The organism is Microbulbifer sp. ABM4_008, assembly GCF_056311705.1.
In genome coordinates this window covers 4,634,154-4,654,041 of sequence record NZ_CM149970.1, presented here as the reverse complement: position 1 = coordinate 4,654,041, position 19,888 = coordinate 4,634,154, and the positions used below count along the sequence as shown (strand labels likewise).

General features: G+C 47.5%; 14 protein-coding genes. 11 read left to right on the top strand and 3 right to left on the bottom strand.

Annotated elements, in window-relative coordinates; all coding sequences use genetic code 11:
• Positions 1 to 4: 4 nt before the first annotated feature.
• The 3 genes from ACYX4J_RS20185 to ACYX4J_RS20175 form a co-directional block, all read right to left on the bottom strand.
• On the bottom strand, positions 5 to 1,027 hold the full coding sequence (locus tag ACYX4J_RS20185; protein WP_445359322.1) for a succinylglutamate desuccinylase/aspartoacylase family protein: 1,023 nt from the start codon (positions 1,025 to 1,027) through the stop codon (positions 5 to 7).
• 93 nt (positions 1,028 to 1,120) lie between these two features.
• Positions 1,121 to 4,204, bottom strand: coding sequence for a DUF6531 domain-containing protein (locus ACYX4J_RS20180; protein ID WP_476177416.1), 3,084 nt, complete (start codon positions 4,202 to 4,204; stop codon positions 1,121 to 1,123).
• A 23-nt stretch (positions 4,205 to 4,227) separates the two neighbouring features.
• A complete protein-coding gene (locus ACYX4J_RS20175; protein ID WP_444906614.1) occupies positions 4,228 to 5,091 on the bottom strand; it encodes a Stp1/IreP family PP2C-type Ser/Thr phosphatase in 864 nt (287 codons plus the stop codon).
• A gap of 190 nt (positions 5,092 to 5,281) precedes the next feature.
• On the opposite strand from ACYX4J_RS20175, the gene ACYX4J_RS20170 reads away from it, so the two are divergent.
• The 11 genes from ACYX4J_RS20170 (at position 5,282) to tssA (ending at position 19,880) form a co-directional block, all read left to right on the top strand.
• Complete coding sequence (locus ACYX4J_RS20170; protein WP_413664104.1) at positions 5,282 to 6,001, top strand: transposase; 720 nt, start codon at positions 5,282 to 5,284, stop codon at positions 5,999 to 6,001.
• Positions 6,002 to 6,081: 80 nt separating this feature from the next.
• On the top strand, positions 6,082 to 7,578 hold the full coding sequence (locus ACYX4J_RS20165) for a type VI secretion system contractile sheath domain-containing protein (protein WP_444914960.1): 1,497 nt from the start codon (positions 6,082 to 6,084) through the stop codon (positions 7,576 to 7,578).
• Between the two features lie 86 nt (positions 7,579 to 7,664).
• Entirely contained in the window at positions 7,665 to 9,530 is a 1,866-nt protein-coding gene (gene tagH / locus ACYX4J_RS20160) for a type VI secretion system-associated FHA domain protein TagH (protein ID WP_476177415.1), read from the top strand.
• Positions 9,508 to 10,167: a type VI secretion system lipoprotein TssJ gene (gene tssJ, locus ACYX4J_RS20155; RefSeq protein WP_413664107.1), complete on the top strand. Its 660-nt coding sequence runs from the start codon at positions 9,508 to 9,510 to the stop codon at positions 10,165 to 10,167. The genes tagH and tssJ overlap by 23 nt, the downstream gene beginning before the upstream one ends.
• Positions 10,168 to 10,239: 72 nt before the next feature.
• The gene (gene tssK, locus ACYX4J_RS20150; RefSeq protein ID WP_476177414.1) at positions 10,240 to 11,577 is read left to right on the top strand and encodes a type VI secretion system baseplate subunit TssK; all 1,338 of its coding nucleotides are present in this window, start codon (positions 10,240 to 10,242) and stop codon (positions 11,575 to 11,577) included.
• 1 nt (position 11,578) lies between these two features.
• Positions 11,579 to 12,442: a type IVB secretion system protein IcmH/DotU gene (icmH, locus tag ACYX4J_RS20145; RefSeq protein WP_413664109.1), complete on the top strand. Its 864-nt coding sequence runs from the start codon at positions 11,579 to 11,581 to the stop codon at positions 12,440 to 12,442.
• A 57-nt stretch (positions 12,443 to 12,499) separates the two neighbouring features.
• Positions 12,500 to 16,042, top strand: coding sequence for a type VI secretion system membrane subunit TssM (gene tssM, locus ACYX4J_RS20140; protein WP_476177413.1), 3,543 nt, complete (start codon positions 12,500 to 12,502; stop codon positions 16,040 to 16,042).
• Between the two features lie 14 nt (positions 16,043 to 16,056).
• Complete coding sequence (gene tagF / locus ACYX4J_RS20135) at positions 16,057 to 16,734, top strand: type VI secretion system-associated protein TagF (protein ID WP_444914957.1); 678 nt, start codon at positions 16,057 to 16,059, stop codon at positions 16,732 to 16,734.
• A 33-nt stretch (positions 16,735 to 16,767) separates the two neighbouring features.
• Complete coding sequence (locus ACYX4J_RS20130) at positions 16,768 to 17,475, top strand: SapC family protein (RefSeq protein ID WP_476177412.1); 708 nt, start codon at positions 16,768 to 16,770, stop codon at positions 17,473 to 17,475.
• 151 nt (positions 17,476 to 17,626) lie between these two features.
• Entirely contained in the window at positions 17,627 to 18,397 is a 771-nt protein-coding gene (locus ACYX4J_RS20125; RefSeq protein ID WP_476177411.1) for a hypothetical protein, read from the top strand.
• A gap of 178 nt (positions 18,398 to 18,575) precedes the next feature.
• Positions 18,576 to 19,880, top strand: coding sequence for a type VI secretion system protein TssA (gene tssA / locus ACYX4J_RS20120; RefSeq protein WP_476177410.1), 1,305 nt, complete (start codon positions 18,576 to 18,578; stop codon positions 19,878 to 19,880).
• The last annotated feature ends 8 nt before the right edge of the window (positions 19,881 to 19,888 follow it).

The following is a 19,888-nucleotide window of genomic DNA, read 5'->3' as shown; positions in this document are numbered from 1 at the left end:
CTCCCTAAAAGTTCTCATCCGGTAGGAGCGTATCCTGGAGTAGCTCCAGATTCTCGACAACACCCTCGGGTTCACGGAAGTAGGCGATGTGATACATCGCCTCGCCTTCCTGGACCAGAGGGATATTCTGTCGCCCAATAATGATTCCATCCTCATTGCAGATCAGTTGGTCCAGTTCCTGGCCGTATGGATCTGCAATGGTCGCCAATAGGTCGCCCCGGTAGACCTGATCCCCGAGTGCCTTAAGATGATTGGCGATGCCGCTATCCCCCGCGCGAAGCCAACCGCTGCGTCGAGCAACAAATGGCTCTATCACATTTGTCTTCCGGGTTTGCGGCAACATCTCCAAGTGCTTCATCATATTGATCACACCTTTAACACCGGCGCGGATACTGAGTTCATCAAAGCGCAGGGCTTCACCAGCTTCATAAAGTAATACTCTTACCCCGAGATCCGCGGCTGCTTGGCGCAGGGATCCATCGCGAATAGAAGCGTTGAGTAGCACGGGAACACCAAAGGCCTTGGCGAGTTTTCGGGTTTGCTCATCGTCCAAGTTAGCGCGAATTTGGGGGAGGTTACTGCGATGTACGGCTCCTGTGTGTAAGTCGATGCCATAGTCGCATTTGGTGACTATTTCCTTGAGGAAGACGTGAGCCATACGTGCGGCGAGAGACCCCTTTGCCGAACCTGGGAATGAGCGGTTTAGGTCGCGCCTGTCAGGTAGATAGCGGGTGTGCTGCAGTACCCCGTAAACATTAACCATTGGAACTGCAACCAGGGTCCCGCGCAATGACTTCAGGCGGCCGCTTTGGATAAGCCGGCTTATTATTTCAATACCGTTGAGTTCGTCACCGTGTATGGCGGCACAAACGAACATCTTGGGACCATCTTTTTTACCGCGCTGCACATAAACTGGGATTGCCATTTCTGTGCTTGTGTAAAGCCGCACAACGGGCAGATCAATATGGCAGGACTCGCCCCTGGCGACATGGACCCCGCCGATCTCAAAATCCGAGCGCTCTTCCATAACACTCATAGGCAAATAGATATACCCATAGTGTATAGGCAGATAAGAGTTGACCCGGGCAGCAAATGTTGATGCAGCTGCCCGAGTACTTCGCTACAGCTGCCCGATTGATTGGGCAGAAGTCGCCAGGTTATGAGAGCGGTCCCCATTTAGCCAGATACCGAGGGCAGGGCTCCAGTAGCCTGAGGGGTGGTACCACAGCCCAGTCTCTACATCCGCGAGCAAGTTAGTTCCCCGCCAGGCACTCGGCCCTTGATTGTGGGGGTCTTTTCCTTTCTCTCCAGCCTCCCCACCTTGTGACCACTGAGCGGCACCTTGGGTATCAAAAATCGCGAGTGGCTTGCCGTCGGGGTTGGAAAGGTAATGCTCGATATTGTCGGCAGTCCATTGGCAGAGAATGGCATTGGTTTGAGGTTGGTGAATCCAATGGCTTAAACCTCGGGACTTGCCGTCAATATTGTGAATTTCCCCCCAGATACCCAGGCTGCTCCAAATAGTGACAACGCGGCGCTGGCGGGTTGATTTTCGGTGGGTACATGTCTTGCTTAACCGCCGACCGAAGGGGTCGTAGCGGAAATAGGTTTTAAATTCCCCGCACTCCGCGTGGCTCATCAGGCCCCAGCCGTCGTACTGGTATTGATAATCCTTGCGGCCTGGTATGTTGCTTTCACTAATAATATTGCCGCGCTTGTCACTTTCTGTTTGAGGTTGAGTCGGACTTTGCTGTGCCCGCAGCGGGTTGGTCATTTGCAGGGGAGGGGATTTATCGAAGTGCCAGGAAAGTGCTTGACCTGACTCCATACCTACCAGGCGCCCAAATAAATATTTGTGATTACTGCGAACCTCCCCTTGAACCTGAAGGATATCTTGGCCTTTGGATTCGGTGCGAACAATGGCTTCACCATTGGCATCGATACCATACAGGGCTCCACAAGGGGCGAATGTATAAGACAAGTCGAGATTGTCGGAGCTGGCACTCTTTAACCAGCCGCGTTTGTCATATTGATACTGAAGGCTGAAATCCCGGATATCGGCGCTGTCGTGATGCTCTGCGGTTACCCGACCGCGGCTGTCGTATTTAAAGCGCACTGAGGAAAGGGCATTATCTGCCTGTACCAGCCTGTTGTGTTGGTCGTAGTGGAACTCACTATTTTGGCCACTGTTATTGCGAATACCGGTTAATACACCGCTGTTGTTATAATTGAAGTACCAGCGAGAGTCATTATCACAATATTCATGCAGGCTGCCGTCTATATTGTAATGCCAACGCCAAGTTCGATCCTGTGGTGCCTTGTGGCTGACTAATTGCCCGTAGTGATCATATTCCCAGTAGTAATTCCCTACGGGGCTCTCCAGGCAGGTGAGTTCATCCCTTGGGCTGTAGATTAATTCCCAGTTGTTACCATCAGCGAAATTGATATGGCACGGGCGGCCCGCGTTGTCATAATCACAAAGAATACTCTGTCCACTGTCTCCGTGGATGGCATTGGGCAGGCCGCGTTCAGAGTAGTCCAGACCGTACTGGTGAATACCCAGGTGGGCTTCACGCAATTCACCCGCATTGCCATAACTCCACTCACGCCATACTTCGCCATTCATCTTAAGCGAAGTGATTCGTTGCCAGTGGTCGTACTCAAAGCTCAGGACTTTATCGTCTCTACGAACGGACTGCAGCTGGCCTTGCCCATCCCAGCTGAAGTCCACTTTGCCTCCCTCTGGGTCCTGAATCTGTGTGATCTGCCCCCTATCTGTATAGAGAAACAGCCAAACATGTTTTGCCGGGTCGACAATACGTTCTGGGCGTCCCTTCTCGTTAAACTTGTATTGCCATAGGGTCTCTCCATTGATAACTGCCGCTTGTAAATAGCCGCGATCGTCATAGAGATATCGATTACTAATATTGTGAGAGGTGGATCGGACAAGCCGGCCGAATTCATCGTGACGGAAGAAAAGCCTATGGCCGTTGGCCTGAATTTCTTCACTGAGATTACCGTAGGAATCAAAAAGCCAGCTAAGGCTACGAGATTGCTGCTGTTCAGAAATTCTCTGGCCGAACTTGTTAAAGCGTATATAAATGGGACCGGACAGCTCTGACTCGATCGTGCAGGTATTATGACTTGCGTGCCAGTTAAGACTGGTGATTAATTCATTGGACTGTATTAGCTGGCACCGGTCGTGTGTATCGTAGGTAAATTGATGAATTCCAGATTGGCTATTATTTAACTGTACCAACTGTGTATTGTTATATTGGTATCTTTCTCTTTTAAGGCCGCTACAACTTTCGAGTAGTTGACCATCTTGATAATTGTAGTTGCAGAGGTCGCTTTGACCTTCGGCAGCGTGGCTATTTATTAAATTATGGATATGACCGTTCTGGCAGTTAAATTCAACAACACGACCCCAGGAGCTGACCATTTTCTTAGGCAGGCCCTCCTGATAGTCGATTGTTAAGGCGTTACCAAATTGATCCCTGATTTCTACAAGTGGTAGAGCGCTATTTACACCATCAGCGCGAAATATTTTGTGATGCTGATTGAATGTCGTCAATCGATAACTGTGCAGGCTTTGCCTGAATAACATCAACCGCTCAAAGCGGTTATAGCACCCGTGACCAATGGCGGGTAATTTGAATTTTACAGACCTCCCTTCGGCAGTAACCAGCTTTACAACGTTATCGTGTACAACAAGCTTTTCACTGAGAGAGTGCCGCCAGCCAACACCAATGCCAGTATCCTCATTGAGAGAGGAGCGAAAATATCGTTTCCATTCAAACGGTAGCGGTCCAGGAATAAGTACGTCTGTTCGCTCGAAAGCGACTTCCCCTGTTGCGGTAACGACGTGCCCGTTAATTCGATGGCAACGATCTAAAGCTGGTATCACCTCGTTCTCGGGGTTAATACCAGGGGTATTGGTGAATTGCGTGGGGTTGTCTTCAGCTTCATACAGGAGGGGTAATATTGGTGCTGAATCGATACTAAAGCGATTAGACGTGATACTTGGCAGCTTTGGCCAAAAGCCCTCACTCACTGGAGTGGATGATATGTTTTTTAAAGTATGTTCGACCTGAGAGAGCCAGTGTACAGCCGATGCAGGGCTCTCATGAGAAAGAGTAATTGTCGGAGGGGTAAGCGTATTGAGTAAGTTAGGTATTAGCTGGGTTAGACGTTCCGGTGTCATATTACAGTATCCGGTAAATCAAATTAGCGGTGTAACTTTCTAATTGTTACGTCAGGAGAACTGGGACGTTCGGTAACACTTTGTTCGTGGGGGAGTATTTGACGCAATGATTGTGAAGAATATTCCAATATTCCTGCAGTAATATTGTCGCGCCCACCTAGGCGATTAGCATCGTCAATAAAACGATATACACACTCTAATGCCGGACGATGAGTGGCCAGTACGCGCTCTATCGCATGATCATCAAGATATTCAGTGAGCCCGTCGCTACATAACAAAAGGAGTGCGTTTTGCGTGAGTTTCCAGCTATTTATATCCGCCTCTACACTGCTGGAAACCCCCAAGGCACGGGTAATATGGTTGCGGACATTGGACTCTTTGGCTTGCTCGGGGGTTAATTGACCTGAGTCAATCATCTCCTGTACAACGCTGTGATCTCGTGTAAGGCGCTGCAATCCATAATTGTTCCACAGGTATGCGCGAGAATCGCCAATATGTGCAACGATTAAAAAGTCGCGCCACATGACCGCGGCAACCAAAGTTGTTCCCATATTGGAAAACTGGGGGTTCAGGTTTTTGGTATTGATTAGAGCTGTATTTGCGCTGTTGACTGCGTCGATAAGGGTGGCGCGCAATATAAGCTGTTGCTGTTCAGACGTGCAGGAGAAAAAAGTGTGTTTCAGCAGGTCATCGAGATGGGCTTGAACCGTCTCAGCTGCAATTTTACTGGCGGTGGCGCCACCGGTGTAACCGCCCATCCCGTCGGCTACCACAATATAGGCAAAAGGCTGCTCCGCCGACGCGTACCAGCGAATGCTATCTTCGTTTTCCTCACGAACCTGACCAATGTCAGTGCGCCCGTTGACCGCCAGACTAATTTGATCCATGTCTGGTGCAACTCCCCTTTAATAAAAAGCAATACAATGCGGCGTAATATTATTACAACCGATCACCGAGGCTAATGTTAACTTGCTCGCATACCAAGTTTGAAATACTTTTCACTGATTTGCGATAATAAGAGCCTTACCTCTCTACAGAAAAGGCTTTAAGCCAGCTAAAAAAGGACCCATAGGCAAAATGCCCCGTTTGCCCAGGCTCAATTTGATAAATGTTCCCCAGCATATTGTGCAGGTAGGCCACAACAATCTGCCCTGCTTCTTTGATGAGGAGGATTATCAATATTATTTGATTAGTTTGCGTAACGCGTCAGACCAATATGGCGTTGATGTTCACGCATATGTTTTATTGCCCAATATGATCCAGATCATAGCTACGCCCACGATACCGGATGGGATATCATCTATGATGCAATCCCTTGGGCGTCGCTATGTGCAGTTTGTCAATCACCGTTACAAGCGCTCCGGAACACTATGGCGAGGACGCTATAAGTCCAGCTTGATTGATTCTGATGCGTATTTGTTGACCTGTTACAGATACGTAGAGTTGCGCCCACTGTATTTGGGATTGTCAGACTCCCTTGAGGATTACGAGTGGTCAAGTTTTAACCATCACGCAAACATTAAGAAAGATAATTTGATCAAGGATCACCGCTTGTATCTATCTCTTGGGGATACAGTGGTGGAGAGAGCGCAATCTTACAGGAAGTTATTTCAGTATAGCTTTGATCGAAAGTTGCTCGACTATATCGCTGAAACGATTAAGTTAGGTCATGTGCTCGGCGGGGATGCGTTTAAAGAGAAAATTGAGCAGATTGTTAACCAAAGAGTACGACCGCTTAAGCGTGGTCGTCCTAAAAAAGCAAATAAAGTCGAAAAAGAACCAAAAGAAACTGCCTAGCTAAAACCTAATGTCGGGTTGAGGGCATTAAAAGGCCATAAGAAGTAGGGTAATTAAGCCCTGTCAGCAGGTGACAAATTGTGAGTAGGCCCAGCATTTCAACGGGATTTCAGATCCTTGGCGATAACAATAAGGAAAAACCAGTTATGGATTTTGGCACTGATAGATTGAAAGTTGCGATCCTGGGTGATTTCAGCGGGAGAGCGAGTCGCCGCCAGTGTGAACCCGAAACGATTTCCAGTCGAAGGGTATACCTGTTGAACCGCGATACTTTTGAGGGCGTTTTTGCTGATCTAGGTGTGAGTTTGCAGTTGCCCGTACTGGATCGCCCTCTGGGATTACCATGCTTTGATGATTTACACCCAGATTACCTTTATAGCCGTTTGCCACTGTTTAAGAAGTTTATTGAGCTGGAGCGCAGGCTGCTCGATCCACGTCAGTTCCAGCAGGCTGCTGAGGAAATTCAACAGTGGAAACCAGAGTTAGCCACTCAGCAGGGCTTGGGTCAGCGCGATAGCGAGCAGTCGATATTGGATGAAATCCTGGCTGCAGGTCGAGAGCGTAATGCAAAGGAAGGTCAAAATACTTTCCAGGTTGACCAGCTAATCAAAGATATTGTCGCTCCTTACGTGCAGAAAAGTGAGGACCCTCGCCAGGGTGAATATCTAAATGCCCTGGCTGAAGCTACGTCTGATGCGATGCGTAAACTGATGCATCACAGTGATTTTCGTCAGTTAGAGGCTAGTTGGCTGAGTCTGCAACTTTTGCTGAGACGTGTCGAAGAGCACGGGAACCTGGATTTTTACTTAATAGACGTTAGTAAGGAAGAGCTTCTAGCTGATTTTGCTGAAGCCGAAAGCGACTTGGAAAAGTCGCAGACATTTAAGTTACTGGTTGAGCGTGAAACAGCTTCTGGGAATATGCCCTATAACCTGGTCATAGGGGATTACTTTGTTACTGATGAGGAGCGAGATCTTCACCTGCTGATAGATTTATCCACGATTGCAGAGGCTGCGGGAAGTGCACTTTTATTGGGTGGGGATCCAAAATTAGCAGGCTGTCCAAACTTGTCAGGTTCAGTAGATCCTGATGATTGGTACTATCCGTTGAGCGATCAGTTTGCGGAAAGTTGGCAGGCGGTCCGTGAATACTCTGCTAGTGAGCATGTTGCGTTGGCAGCTCCCAGATTTATGCTGAGACTCCCCTTTGGGAAAAATACTTCTACAACAGAGTATTTTAATTTTGAAGAATTAACCCCAGAGCAGGGTCATGAATATTATCTTTGGGGGAATAGTGTTTATTTATTGGGGTTAGCGGTTTGCCAAGGTTTTTCTCAAACTGGCAAATTACAGCCCCCTTCGTCTGCAAGCTATGAAGACTTACCCCTTCATTTACGCAAGTTACCTAATGGCGAATTATTGACGCCTTGTGCAGAAGCGCTCCTGACAGATAGGGCAGCTGCAAAATTTATGCAGGCTGGTATTAGTACTATGCGTTCGGTGCAAGGGCGGGATCAAGTCATTCTTCCGAGCTTTAGCTCTCTGGGTGGCGGTACCCTCAAAGGCCCTTGGGTGTAAGTGTAGGGATTGGATCTTTACAGGTATACGCAGGCAAAAATCTACCTGAAGACTATGAATAAACCACTATTGTGAGTCAGGAATAAATGGATCTAATTCTATCAGTATTGGCCGACCCTTCTGGCGCCAATATGCTTAAACATACAAAACTGTTCACGAAAGCTGGTGGCAGTTTGGGTCGCTCTGCCGATAATTATTGGGTTTTACCCGATCCAGATCGAGTGGTTTCCTCAAAACACGCACAGATTTCCTTTACCGATAATCAGTTTTTTCTGATAGATACTAGTACTAATGGAACCTATTACAATGATTCAGAAAATCCGTTAGGAAAGGGAAATCAAGTCCCATTAAAAGAGGGCGACATGATCGTTCTCGGGGAATATAAATTGAAAGTTTCACTGCGACAGCCTAAGGAAGAGGGAGATCTTCCCAAAGGTCTGGGAAGTGCAGATTTTCTCGATACCTCGGATCGAACAACATTCAGCGCGGATGCCATGGCAAAAATGCAAAGCCAGGCAGAAGCGAAAGAATTGGATAGTTGGCTTGAGCCGGGTTCCAGCCCGCAGTCAGATGTGGCTCAAACTGGGGAGTGGGGCTCGATTGGGCTGGGTAATCAGGCTAATACCCCAACTAGCGATAGTCTTCTCACCTCGGAATCGGGCCCTCTGGACCCACTTGCTGCCTTTGGCCAATCTGACCCGTCTGGTCTTGTTGGTGGTGTTCCTGAGATGTCACCCGTCGGTGGCTTAGTGGGGTCTACGGGTCAGCAGCAATCCAGTAATCAATGGTCTGATGATGAGTGGTGGAAAGATGGTAGTGACGATGATCATGTGCCAGCTGACCAGCACTCAATGCAAATAAATCCCCAGCCGGTACCGGAACCCGTCGTTGAGACGGTTGCGGTGCCTGAATCTCAAGTGGTATCTCCGCAGCCGCAAGTTCCTATGGGTGGTTTCCAGGGGATTTCACAGCAACCTGTCGCAACTCCGATACCACAACCTCAGGCTATGCAGCCACAGCCACAGCCACAGGCAATGCAATCTCAGCCCTTAGGGCAGCCCCAAGGGTTTAATCAGCAGCCAATTTCTCCGCCTGCTCAAGATAACCCCTTTGCAGACTCTTTCGCTGCTATGCAGGGGCAACAAGTTGATGGCGCTCCAGGGTTTGGTTCCGGGCAATCGTCCTCGCAACCGCAACCGCAACCGCAACCGCAACCGCAACCGCAACCGCAACCGCAACCGCAACCGCAACCGCAACCGCAACCGCAACCGCAACCGCAACTACAGCCAAAACCAAATCCACAGCCGGATTTGGCTGCCCAAGCTCAGCAGTTTTCGCATTTACAGCAATCCCCAGTAACTCAGCCCACAGGTTCTTCAGGGGGGAGCGTTTTTGCATCTACTCTCGGCCTGAATATGAACCCGGTCCAGTTGCAACAGGCGGACCAGCAAGCAGCTGAAATTGTCCGGGAAACAGTAGCTCGTCTTATTGACCTTTTGCGCGCAAGAAACAGCATTAAGAATGAGCTGCGTGTGCAGCGAACCATGATTCAAACGGAAGCTAATAATCCGCTGAAATTTAGTGCTACGGAACGGGATGCATTGGAAGCCATGTTTGCGGGTACCGGTGCTTTTATGAACCCCGCTGAGGCAGTGAAGGATAGTTTTGATGATTTGTCGGATCATCAAGTTGCGGTTTTGGCTGGAATGAGAGCAGGTTACAACGCCATGCTCAAATTCTTTAGCCCGGAAAATATTGAGCGCAGACTGGGGAATACTTCCGGCGTTTTTGGAAACAAAAATGCAAAAAAGTGGGAAGGATTTACTGCAATTTACAGGGAGCTAGTTGGTGATCCGGATAATTGCTATCGCAAGTTGTTTGGTGATGAATTTGCAGTTACTTATGAAAATCAATTATCAGAGTTAAAAAATGCGCGAAGCATTAAAAATTAATAAGTTGACGGAAAAGAGGGAATTGCTTGTGTCGATAAAAAAATTATTTCAGGTCAGTTTAATCGCTGTTTTGGCAGTTGCAGTTGTTGGTTGCCAAACAACGAGGCGGACTCTAAATCTGGATACTAGTCTCGAGTTGGTTGTAGAGACACAGAATGACGTGAACCCAGATGATGATGGCCGAGCTTCTCCCGTTGTTATACGAGTGTTTATGCTCGCGGACGAGCGCCAGTTTGCCCGTGAAGATTTTCTTAACCTTTACGAGAATGCTCAATCCCGCCTCGGCAAGGATTTGATTGATACTGTAATCCTTAAAGAGTTTGCTCCAGGGGAACAGCGTATAGAAGAGCTGGCTTTAACGCCGGACGTAAAATATATCGGGCTTCTAGCTGAGTTTGTACAGTATCAGGATGCAGAGGCACTAATGGTGCTGCCAATTACAGACCACAAAAAAAATGAATATGAAGTATCGCTGGCTGATGTACGAATTGGTTCGCCAGATGATATTGCCAAGCGTCGTCGAGCAAAATTGACTACTCGTGGCAGTGAAGATGATAGTGGGGAAACAGTAACAATCTCCAAAGAAGATTATGAAAGAATGAAAAAAACGCTCCCTGATATGCAGCGGTCTCAATAGGGCAGAAATTATTGCCCGGGCAATAAAAATTGCTGCCCTGGAAATATTACGAGAGCTTTTTAAGGAACATTTATGTCGGCAAACAATAAAGTGATCTGGAGCGAGGGCATGTTTTTACGCCCTCAGCATTTTCAACAGCAGGATCGCTATCTCGAACAGCTTGTCGAAGCGCGCACAGCTCCGCTCGGGCCTTATACCTGGGGGATTGTAGAGCTGGCGATCGATAGTGAGCCATTATCGATGGGAAAAATTTCTCTATCGAGAGTGAAAGCTGTTTTTCCCGATGGTACCCCGATACTTGCCCCTGAAAATGAGCATTTGCCGGATGTTCTGGATGTTCCGGTTAATACTCGTGATGAAATAGTCTACTTATGTGTGCCGATGAAGCGCCCAGGTAGTCAGGAGTCGATTCGAGATCAAGAGGACTTCCCGCAGGCACGTTATCAGGCTTCGAACTTTGATGCCCGTAATAGTGCGGCGTCTTCTGGTGAGTCCGCGCGTATCCAAGTCGGAAAGTTAAGAGCTTGTCTCAAATTAGGTAGTGATGATCTGAGTGGCTATGCTGCGGTTGGGGTTGCCCGAATTAAAGAGCGCCAACCAGAAAAGCCGGTAGAGCTTGATTCTGACTATATCCCACCGCTGTTAAATGCGGAGACTTCTGCGGTTATCAATGCATATATTGAAGAAGTAAAAGGATTGCTCGACCATCGAGGCTCGGCTCTGGGTCATCGTTTGAGCGACAGTGGAAGAAGCGGATCTGCAGAAATTGCTGATTATTTGTTGCTGCAGGTTATTAACCGCTTTGAACCCTTATTAAAGCAGATAACGGCTCAGCCCCGATTACATCCGCACAACTTATTTCTTGAATTATTGCAGTTGGCAGGCGAACTTTCGACGTTTACTGCTCCGTCTAAGCGCCCTCCAGAAATTCCAGTGTATGCACATGAAGATCTGCAAGTAAGCTTTGCCGGGCTGTTTTCAGCACTTAGGCAGTCGCTCTCCACAGTACTGGAGCAAACTGCAATTGCTATGGAATTGGTGCAGCGCAAATTTGGGATATATGTTGCGCCGGTTACTGATCCTTCATTATTAAAATCAGCCAGTTTTATTATGGCCGCAAAAGCGGATATGCCTGGCGATCTATTGCGCAGCCGCTTCCCCACGCAGGCAAAAGTTGCCCCTGTCGAGGCGATTAGAGAACTTATCTCAGCGCAGTTACCCGGCTTGACTCTGCGCCCTCTTCCCGTGGCTCCTCGACAAATTCCCTATCACGCAGGGTTCACTTACTTTGAGGTGGAGCGCAGTGGAGAGTTATGGCAGGCCATGACTCGCTCGGGTGGTTTTGCAGTGCATCTGGGCGCAGAGTTCCCTGGATTAAGTATGGAACTCTGGGCCATAAGGAATAATTAATATGAGTAATGACAGCTTTACTCCTCCACGGGCCCCTAATGCTGGGGATAGAACGGTTTTGATACCGACACCCGGAGCCGCAGCGGCACCGGCAGCAGCTCAGGCTCAGCCACAATTCTTTGCCAGCCAAGATGCCCCGGTCGAGGCTCAGGTCCGCAACAGTCTTAATCCATTGGTGTCTGCGGCTTCAAAATTGTTAGGCGTAATTATCAAATTGCGCACAACGATGAACCACGCCAACGTACCAGATCTGCACAAGCGACTTACTACGGAAATCCAAAGCTTCGAGCGTGAGGCAAAGCAGCTGGCTTTAACACCTGAATCAGTGCTAACAGCCCGTTACTTGCTATGTACTGTCGTGGACGAGGTTGTTTTGACCACGCCTTGGGGTACAGCTAGCGGTTGGAGCCAGCACTCTCTACTTAGCCTATTTCACAAAGAGACTTTTGGAGGGGAGAAGTGTTTTGTCATTTTGCAGCGCATGCTGGAAACTCCCGCAAGTCATTTGGAACTCCTTGAGCTTTTTTATCTGTGTTTGAGCTTGGGCTTTCAGGGTAAATATCGGCTCGTACAGCGTGGACACGAACAAATAGAACAGATTCGTGATGAGCTCTACAGAACAATTGAACAGCATAAGCAGCCAATGGACCGAGATCTTTCGCCGCGTTGGCAAGGATGCGTAGAGCGAAAATCCCGGCTGATTCACTATATACCCCTCTGGGTGATTATGAGTGTTGTCCTGGGATTGCTACTTGCAACTTATAGTGGTTATCGCTGGTGGCTCTATGAAACGACGACACCGGTCGCAGACCAGATTTTAGATTTGTCCAAAAGTGATGATGAGTCTCCGCAAGGAGAAGGGTAACACTCGGGCTGATATTGATCCTGGGTATGGTCGATACCCTGGAAGACGGAGCAATTCATGAAACGCTTGCGTAACTTTTTTACCAATAAGTGGGTGTTGGGGCTCATAGGGCTCTCAGCTCTTTCCCTCCTCATTTGGTTTGTGGCTGATTACATTAAGTTTGGTAGTGATAATGCCACGCTTTCTCACTCTGTCCGACTAACTATTATTGTTTTTATTTTTGCTATTTGGCTTGTGTGGAATATCAGCCAATGGTTGGTAGAGAGACGCCAAAACCAGGCTTTAATAAAAGGCATTGAGGAATCACAAGAAGCCGATTCTACAGATCCAGACGAAGAACGCTCGCTGGAAGAGTTGAATGCTCTTTCTGGTCGCTTCCGTGAAGCGATGGGTGTATTACGTAGTGCTCGGTTTAAATCTGACAAGGGACAAGTTTCCCTTTATCAGCTTCCCTGGTACATCATTATTGGGCCTCCCGGTTGTGGTAAAACAACAGCCCTGGTGAACTCCGGGTTGGAATTTCCTCTGGCGCAGAGTCATGGGAAGGAAGCCCTGGGTGGGGTAGGGGGCACCCGTAACTGTGATTGGTGGTTTACCAATGATGCAGTTTTAATTGATACCGCAGGGCGTTATACGACTCAGGACAGTCACCGGGTTTACGATAATAGCGCTTGGAAAGCTTTTCTGAGCTTATTGAAAAGATACCGCCGCCGCCGCCCGATCAATGGTGCTCTGGTTGCAATTAGCTTGCAAGATTTAATGGTGCAAACTGAAGAGCAGCGCCAACACCAGGCAAAAATTATCCGCCAGCGTGTAAATGAACTGCAACAAGAGTTGGGTATTCGCTTCCCGATTTATCTCACTTTCACAAAATGTGACTTAGTTGCAGGGTTTACAGAGTTTTTCGACAACCTCTCTCAAGCTGAGCGTGAGCAAGTTTGGGGAATGAGTTTTCCCCGTGAAGCTAACGCCACTGTAGGGGCCCCCCTCGATAATTTCAAAGCAGAATTTGAGCAGCTGATAGAGCGTTTGAACCAACGCGTATTGTGGCGTGTTCATCAGGAGAGGAATGTAGAGAAGCGGGCGTTGTTGCAAGGTTTTCCTGCCCGAATGGAAAGCCTTACAGATATTTTGACAGATTTTGTAAAGCAGACTTTCGGTCCAAATCGTTACGAAACCGTCCCTATGGTCAGAGGGGTCTACTTTACTAGTGGCACTCAGGAGGGCAGTCCTGTTGACCGTATGATGTCCTCCGTAACTGCTGATTTTGGACTAGAGCGTAGCGTCGGGCCAAAATTCCAGGGTGTTGGTAAGAGCTTTTTCTTGCATCGACTATTGAAGGATGTCGTTTTCCCCGAGGCTGAATTAGTGGGCGTTAATCGCCGGATTGAGTCAGCTAACCTTTGGTTACGCCGGGGAGTTTTTGCTACTTTGGCGGGAGGCTTTGTCGGAGCTATTTTCTTATGGAGTGGCAGTCTCGCACAGAATAAATTATCCATGGGAGAGGTTAGCGATAATCTCAGCGCGTACCAAGGTGCAGAGAGTGAGCTGAAAGGCAAAAATATTACGCCCATCAGTGCCTTAAATTTGTTAGAGCCTTTGAAGCGGGCTAGTGCGGTCTACGATCGTGAGGAACATCCGTGGATTGGCAATTTGGGACTTTATGACACCAGAATTGATACCGCGGCAAATGATCTCTATCGCCATAAATTAGAAACTATTTATCTTCCCGCTTTACTTCGCGATATAGAGAGTGACTTAAGTCGTCTCGGAAGTAATGATCCCGCTTTGGTAAGTACTCTCAAAACCTATTTGATGTTTTTTAATCCAGATAAAATGGATTTGAAAACCATAGAGGCTTACTACACTGCTCGCTGGGAGCGTCAGCTACCCGGTGAAGCTGGGAGGCAGGAAGAACTGCGCTACCACCTGGATCAACTATTTATTCAGCCTCTACCCAATTCAATTGAAGAGAATGAGAGGGTGGTAGCTCGCGCGCGACAACAACTGCGTCGTATCCCTGTGCCTCAGCGGTTATTTGCTCAACTACAAAATAGTGACTTCGGATTGACCCCTGTAGATCTCTACCAGGAAATTGGTGGAGACACTCAGCAAATTTTTGGTATGGGAGCCAATAATCCAAACTTCACGATTCCCTTCCTCTATACAAAGGCGGGTTATAAAGAACTGGACTTTGGAGCAGACTCTCAGCTGATGACAAATATGGCTGAAGAACGCTGGATTTATGGAGGAGATCTGAGTGGTGAGGACTTTACCGAAGCCGACCGTGAAAAGCTTGGTGAGGAAGTAAAACGAATCTATCTTGGGGAGTACTTACAGCGTTGGCAGGGCTTCCTTGGCGGGTTCAAAATACAGAGGTTTGGTAGCACTTCACAGGCATTGGATGTGTTGTCAAAGTTGTCTGATCCTATTTATTCACCCCTGCTTGCGATTACCGAGATAACTTCAGATAACACTCGTCTGACCCTTCGTCCTGAAGTGCCAGTCGATGCTTCTGGGGTACCGCTACCTGTATCCAGTACTACTCGAAAGCTGGGACAAGCCGCACTGGGTAGTGCAACCAGTGCCTTGCAGGATCATTACAAGCCAAACATTGTTGATGTTAGGTTTGAGGAGGTCCAGCGAATCACTCAGAGTGAGAAGGGGCGGCCAGCGCGTATCCAAGAATACCTGGATACTATTAATAAAATTCAGGAATACCTCACTGAGATCGACAGCGCTCCCGATTCGAATCAAGCGGCCTTTGGACGTGCCAAAGCGCGTTTTGCCGGCGGTAGCGATGCGATTAAACAGTTAAGGGTTAAGGCTGCCAATGCGCCAGCACCTTTTGACCAGTGGCTGACAGATATTGCTGATAGCGCTTGGGGGCTGGTAATGGCCAAGACTAAGGCGCATATCAACCGTGTCTGGCGTGAAGAGGTGTATCAAAGCTATAGCAATAGCCTGGCAAACCGGTACCCACTGCGTAGCGACCGTGATCAGGAAGTGCCGGTGATGGAGTTTAACCAGTACTTCAAGCCAGGTGGTATTGAGGAGAAATTTGTCAATCAGTATCTGAAGCCATTTGTGGATACCAGAAACTGGAAAATCAAATACGTTGAAGGGCAGGGTATTAGCCTTTCAAGGGAAGCCCTTTCCCAGTTGCGTCGAGCTGAACGTATTCGAAAAACTTTCTTCAGTGCCGGCGAAGGAGCTTCTTACTCTTTCCGTATTGAGCCCACGAAACTGGATTCCAGTGTTCGTTTGTTTGAACTTGAACTTGGAGAGCAACGAGTTCCTTACTCCCATGGCCCTAAAACCACTAAAAAGCTGACTTGGCGTGGTGGTGAAAGTAATCGCGTCCGCATTATCTTTGAAGATCTGAATGAGACTGTTCATCGCAAGCATTTTGAAGGGGACTGGGCATGGTACAGGCTGTTAGCGAGCTCAGATTTGGAAGCCGGGCGAAGTAACGCAGAACACTTTGTTACTTTCTCTGAGGAAGGGCGAAAGGCTCAATTTAAATTGATTGCATCTAATGTAAACAATCCGTTCGACCGCAGTTTACTGCGCGGATATCGATGCCCTGAGACCCTGTAGACGGAGTAGATGATTTGCAAAATACAGTTGGTATTTTTGGTAAGTTGCCGGGTCACGGGGACTTTGTTCAGCGGCAGCTGCCGGGTAGTTTTGTCACTGTATGGGATGGCTGGTTACAACGAGCGGTATTTGGATCTCGTGAACTCGTTGGTCAAGAGTGGTTGGACTACTACTTGACCAGTCCTGTTTGGAGGTTTGTCCACAGCAAAGGCATCATTGATGCCAATGCGTGGGCCGGAATTTTAGTACCTAGTGTGGATAGTGTTGGGCGCTATTTTCCGTTGACATTTGCTGCTCCGCTATCCCCGGTAGTGGATGCATTTGCTTTTATGTCTGATGCTAAGAGCTGGTTCCAGAGCTTGTCTGAATTAGCAATTACATCGCTGCAAAATATGCTACATGCAGACCAGTTATGTGAGGCATTTAGTGCTCCCCCTGACAGGGCGGGCATTATCTCTCTGCCTCCAGCACAGGGAGACTTTGTCGTCTCCACAGGTCAATCGAATACTCTGGAAAGAGGTTTTGCAGGTCTATTAGGGCAGATGAGCAAAAGTAGCTACTCCGCATATAGTCTGTGGTGGAGTGAGGGGTCTCAACACTTGGCCCCGACAACCTTGCTGTGCCCATCATTGCCAAGCCCTGAGCTCTATAGCTCAATGCTTGGTGTGCAGTTACAGAAGAATATAAGTTAGGATTGAGGGCACAGCGTGAGACAGCTGGTTATCTTGGATAAGAAGAAGCATTGCAATTGCAAATTAATCAAAAGTGATCTTTCCCACAGTAAGAATTCGCATATTTGTCCAATCTTATTGCCTGAATTCATACCGGTGGCGCGTGCCTGTCCTATTATATTTGCTCGATCAAAAGAGACGGGAAAGCTTGAGAGCTGTGCATTACTTGGCGTAACACCTGGAGAAAACCTTTTTTGGCAAGAGGGACAATGGCAGGGTGATTATATTCCCGCATCTATTCGCTCTTATCCCTTCTATTTAAAATATAAAGAAGGTGACTCTTCCAATGCATTTGTTTGCGTTGAATCGTCTCTATTATCTGAAGACGGAAATAGTTCTTTAGGTGTTAGGTTGTTTGAAGAGAATGGGAATCCAAGTGGTCACTTATTGGAAGCGCAGCGCCGCTTAGAGGATATCCATCTTAAAAAGACGCAGGTTTGGAAGTTTGTCGGTATTTTGCAGCGGAATAATTTGCTGGTAGAAAAAGAAATAAATATAGACTTGCCAGGTGATGTTAAGCATAAATTAACAGGTGTTTATTGTATTTCAGAGAAGAGATTGGGAGAGCTTGATTCTGCAGCTTTCCTGGAATTGCGTGAATCAGGTTGTTTACCTTTTATTTATGCACATCTTTTCTCCTTGCAGAAGTCGACAGCTTTAAGTGCGCTGCATAAAAAATTTCATGCGAAAATTCTTCACTGATATTAAGAGTGGATTTTTGCTTTTTACCTATGGATTTGTTGATCAGAACGTTAATTTAAGAAAACCTATAAAGTTTGATTGAATTGAGATAATTGTATTAGAGGTTCTGGTTGTAAAGTGAGTATCAGAGCAGGAAGCTAAGGTTACTGATATGTCTTACAGAATAATTTTTACTGGGGAGATAAGAGGTTCTGTAGAGCGGCGCTATGCAATTGCTGCATTGGGGCGTGAATTTGGTTTGGGCTTTAGTCAGATAAAAGGACTGCTGACCGGGGCAAAATCTCAAATCAAAGCTACGGAAGATAGAAGGGAAGCCTGCCAGCTAATGAAAAAGTTCTGGGAGGCGGGATGGCACACACAGCTCTGTTTGGGTGATCAATTAATACACTGTACTGAAAAGTCTAGTAATTGTGGTGACCCTCCGTTACCTCCCGCCCTGGAGTTTTTGGAAAGTACTGATGGAACAGCTTCTATTGGTATTCCAGCCGGTTGGCAGGGGTTTGACAATCTGAATAAGGAAGCTGTGATTCAGGCCGGAAGTTCAGAGTTAAGTCGCTATTTGATAGTACTAAAGCAAGATCGATCCCTGCTTCCCCACGATTTGTCGATTGAGCATTTTGGTAAAGCACAAATACAGCAGTGTCTGACTAGAGTGGAAAATGGCGTTATTATATCTGGGCCTGAACCACTGATAAGTAACAGTCAAAATAGCCATATTTATGAAATGTCTGCTGAGGTTGTAAAAACACCAGTTCGCTATTTGGTCACTTTCTTTCAGAGCCCGGATAGTTTCTATTCTGTGTTTTTGTGGTCATCTCTTGAGAACTTTGAAAAGAGTAGGTCTGAGTTTTTGCATATTTTTGCCACATTTAAACTTGTGACTAGTATGGGGAGTTGCGATTCAACAGCAGTTCCTATGTAATGGCTTGGAATAAGAAGCCAAAATCTAACAAAAATAAATAGCGTAAAATTGTCAACTGAACATGTTTTTTAAAGTAATAGGTACCAAGCGCATTATTTGCCTTGATTAGATATCTACAACGTGTACTCTTCTCAGAATTCTGATTAAAGGATTTGATTCGGTATAAGGGCCTTTTTTGATGGCATTCCCAAACACGATAAATATCGATGAATTAGTTGCTCCAATCTCAGAGGATAATCCCGTAGGGGAAGATATCCGAGAAGATCGTTCGCCAACTTCTGATTATTACTCGATCAAAGATGCTCGCAACAGTGCAAGAGCTGCTGAACGCTCCGCAATGTTCGATGATGCAGACACAGACCTACTCGCACCTTGGAGGGATGTAGCAAAAGCTGCAGAAAATATCCTAGGGAAAAAGAGTAAGGACTTGGAGGTTGCCAGCTGGTATACCGAGGCCTTGATTCGCTTACATGGCTTTATTGGCTTGAGAGATGGCTTGCAGGTGATCGACTCGTTAGTAGAGCAATATTGGGAAGGTCTGTATCCCTTACCAGACGAAGATGGCCTTGAGACAAAAGTAGCACCCCTGACAGGTTTGAATGGTGATGGTGGTGATGGCACCTTGCTAATGCCTATTCGCAGTGCCGGTATTACTCCCGAAGGGGATTATGGGGACTATTCATTCTTCCAATTCCAACAGGCTCGGGATGCTGACAGAATTGCAGATGACGATGCCAAGGCTGCTCGAATAGAAACGCTGGGTTACAACCTTGAGCAGATTGATCAATGTGTAAACAGTGCGAGCGGTGAATGGGCTCAAAACCTCGTTCAGACAATCGAGGCAGCGCTGGGGCACTTTAAGACAATAAATGATAGCCTGCGACAAAGCTGCGGTCATGATGCCCCCCCATCCACGAATATTTCATCTCTATTGGATGAGGTGTTGCGGACAAGCCGTTTTATTTATAAGACGCACTTGGAGTCTATGGAGCAGACTCAAGAAGATGTGGCGCCTGAATCGTCAGAAGAGCCTGCTGGGGAAGTTCAGGCTGGAAACGCAGCTGTAGCAGCGGTTACTTCTGTGGCTGCCTCTGCTGTAGCTGTCCCTACCGGTCCGGTAGTGTCCAGAGAAGATGCTTTAAAATTGCTTGAGCAGGCGGCAAAGTATTTTCGTACCTATGAGCCGCATACGCCGCTGGCGCCCGGCCTGGAGAGGCTGATAGGCTGGGGACGAATGACCGTTTCACAATTGATGTCTGAATTGCTACCTGATGACCAGTCGAAAGCGCTTTACTCCCAGTTGACGGGAGTTCGTCTCGATGGCACGGATACACAAAAATATATAACCCCACCAGTGACTACAAGTGGCACGTCATCAGCTCCTGCGGTTGCCGCAGATACGCCTACTGAAAGTGTATCCGCGCCAGTCTCTGATGAAGGTTGGGGTGAGCAACCGCAAGAAGAAGCCAGCACTGGTTGGTAATTAACTGA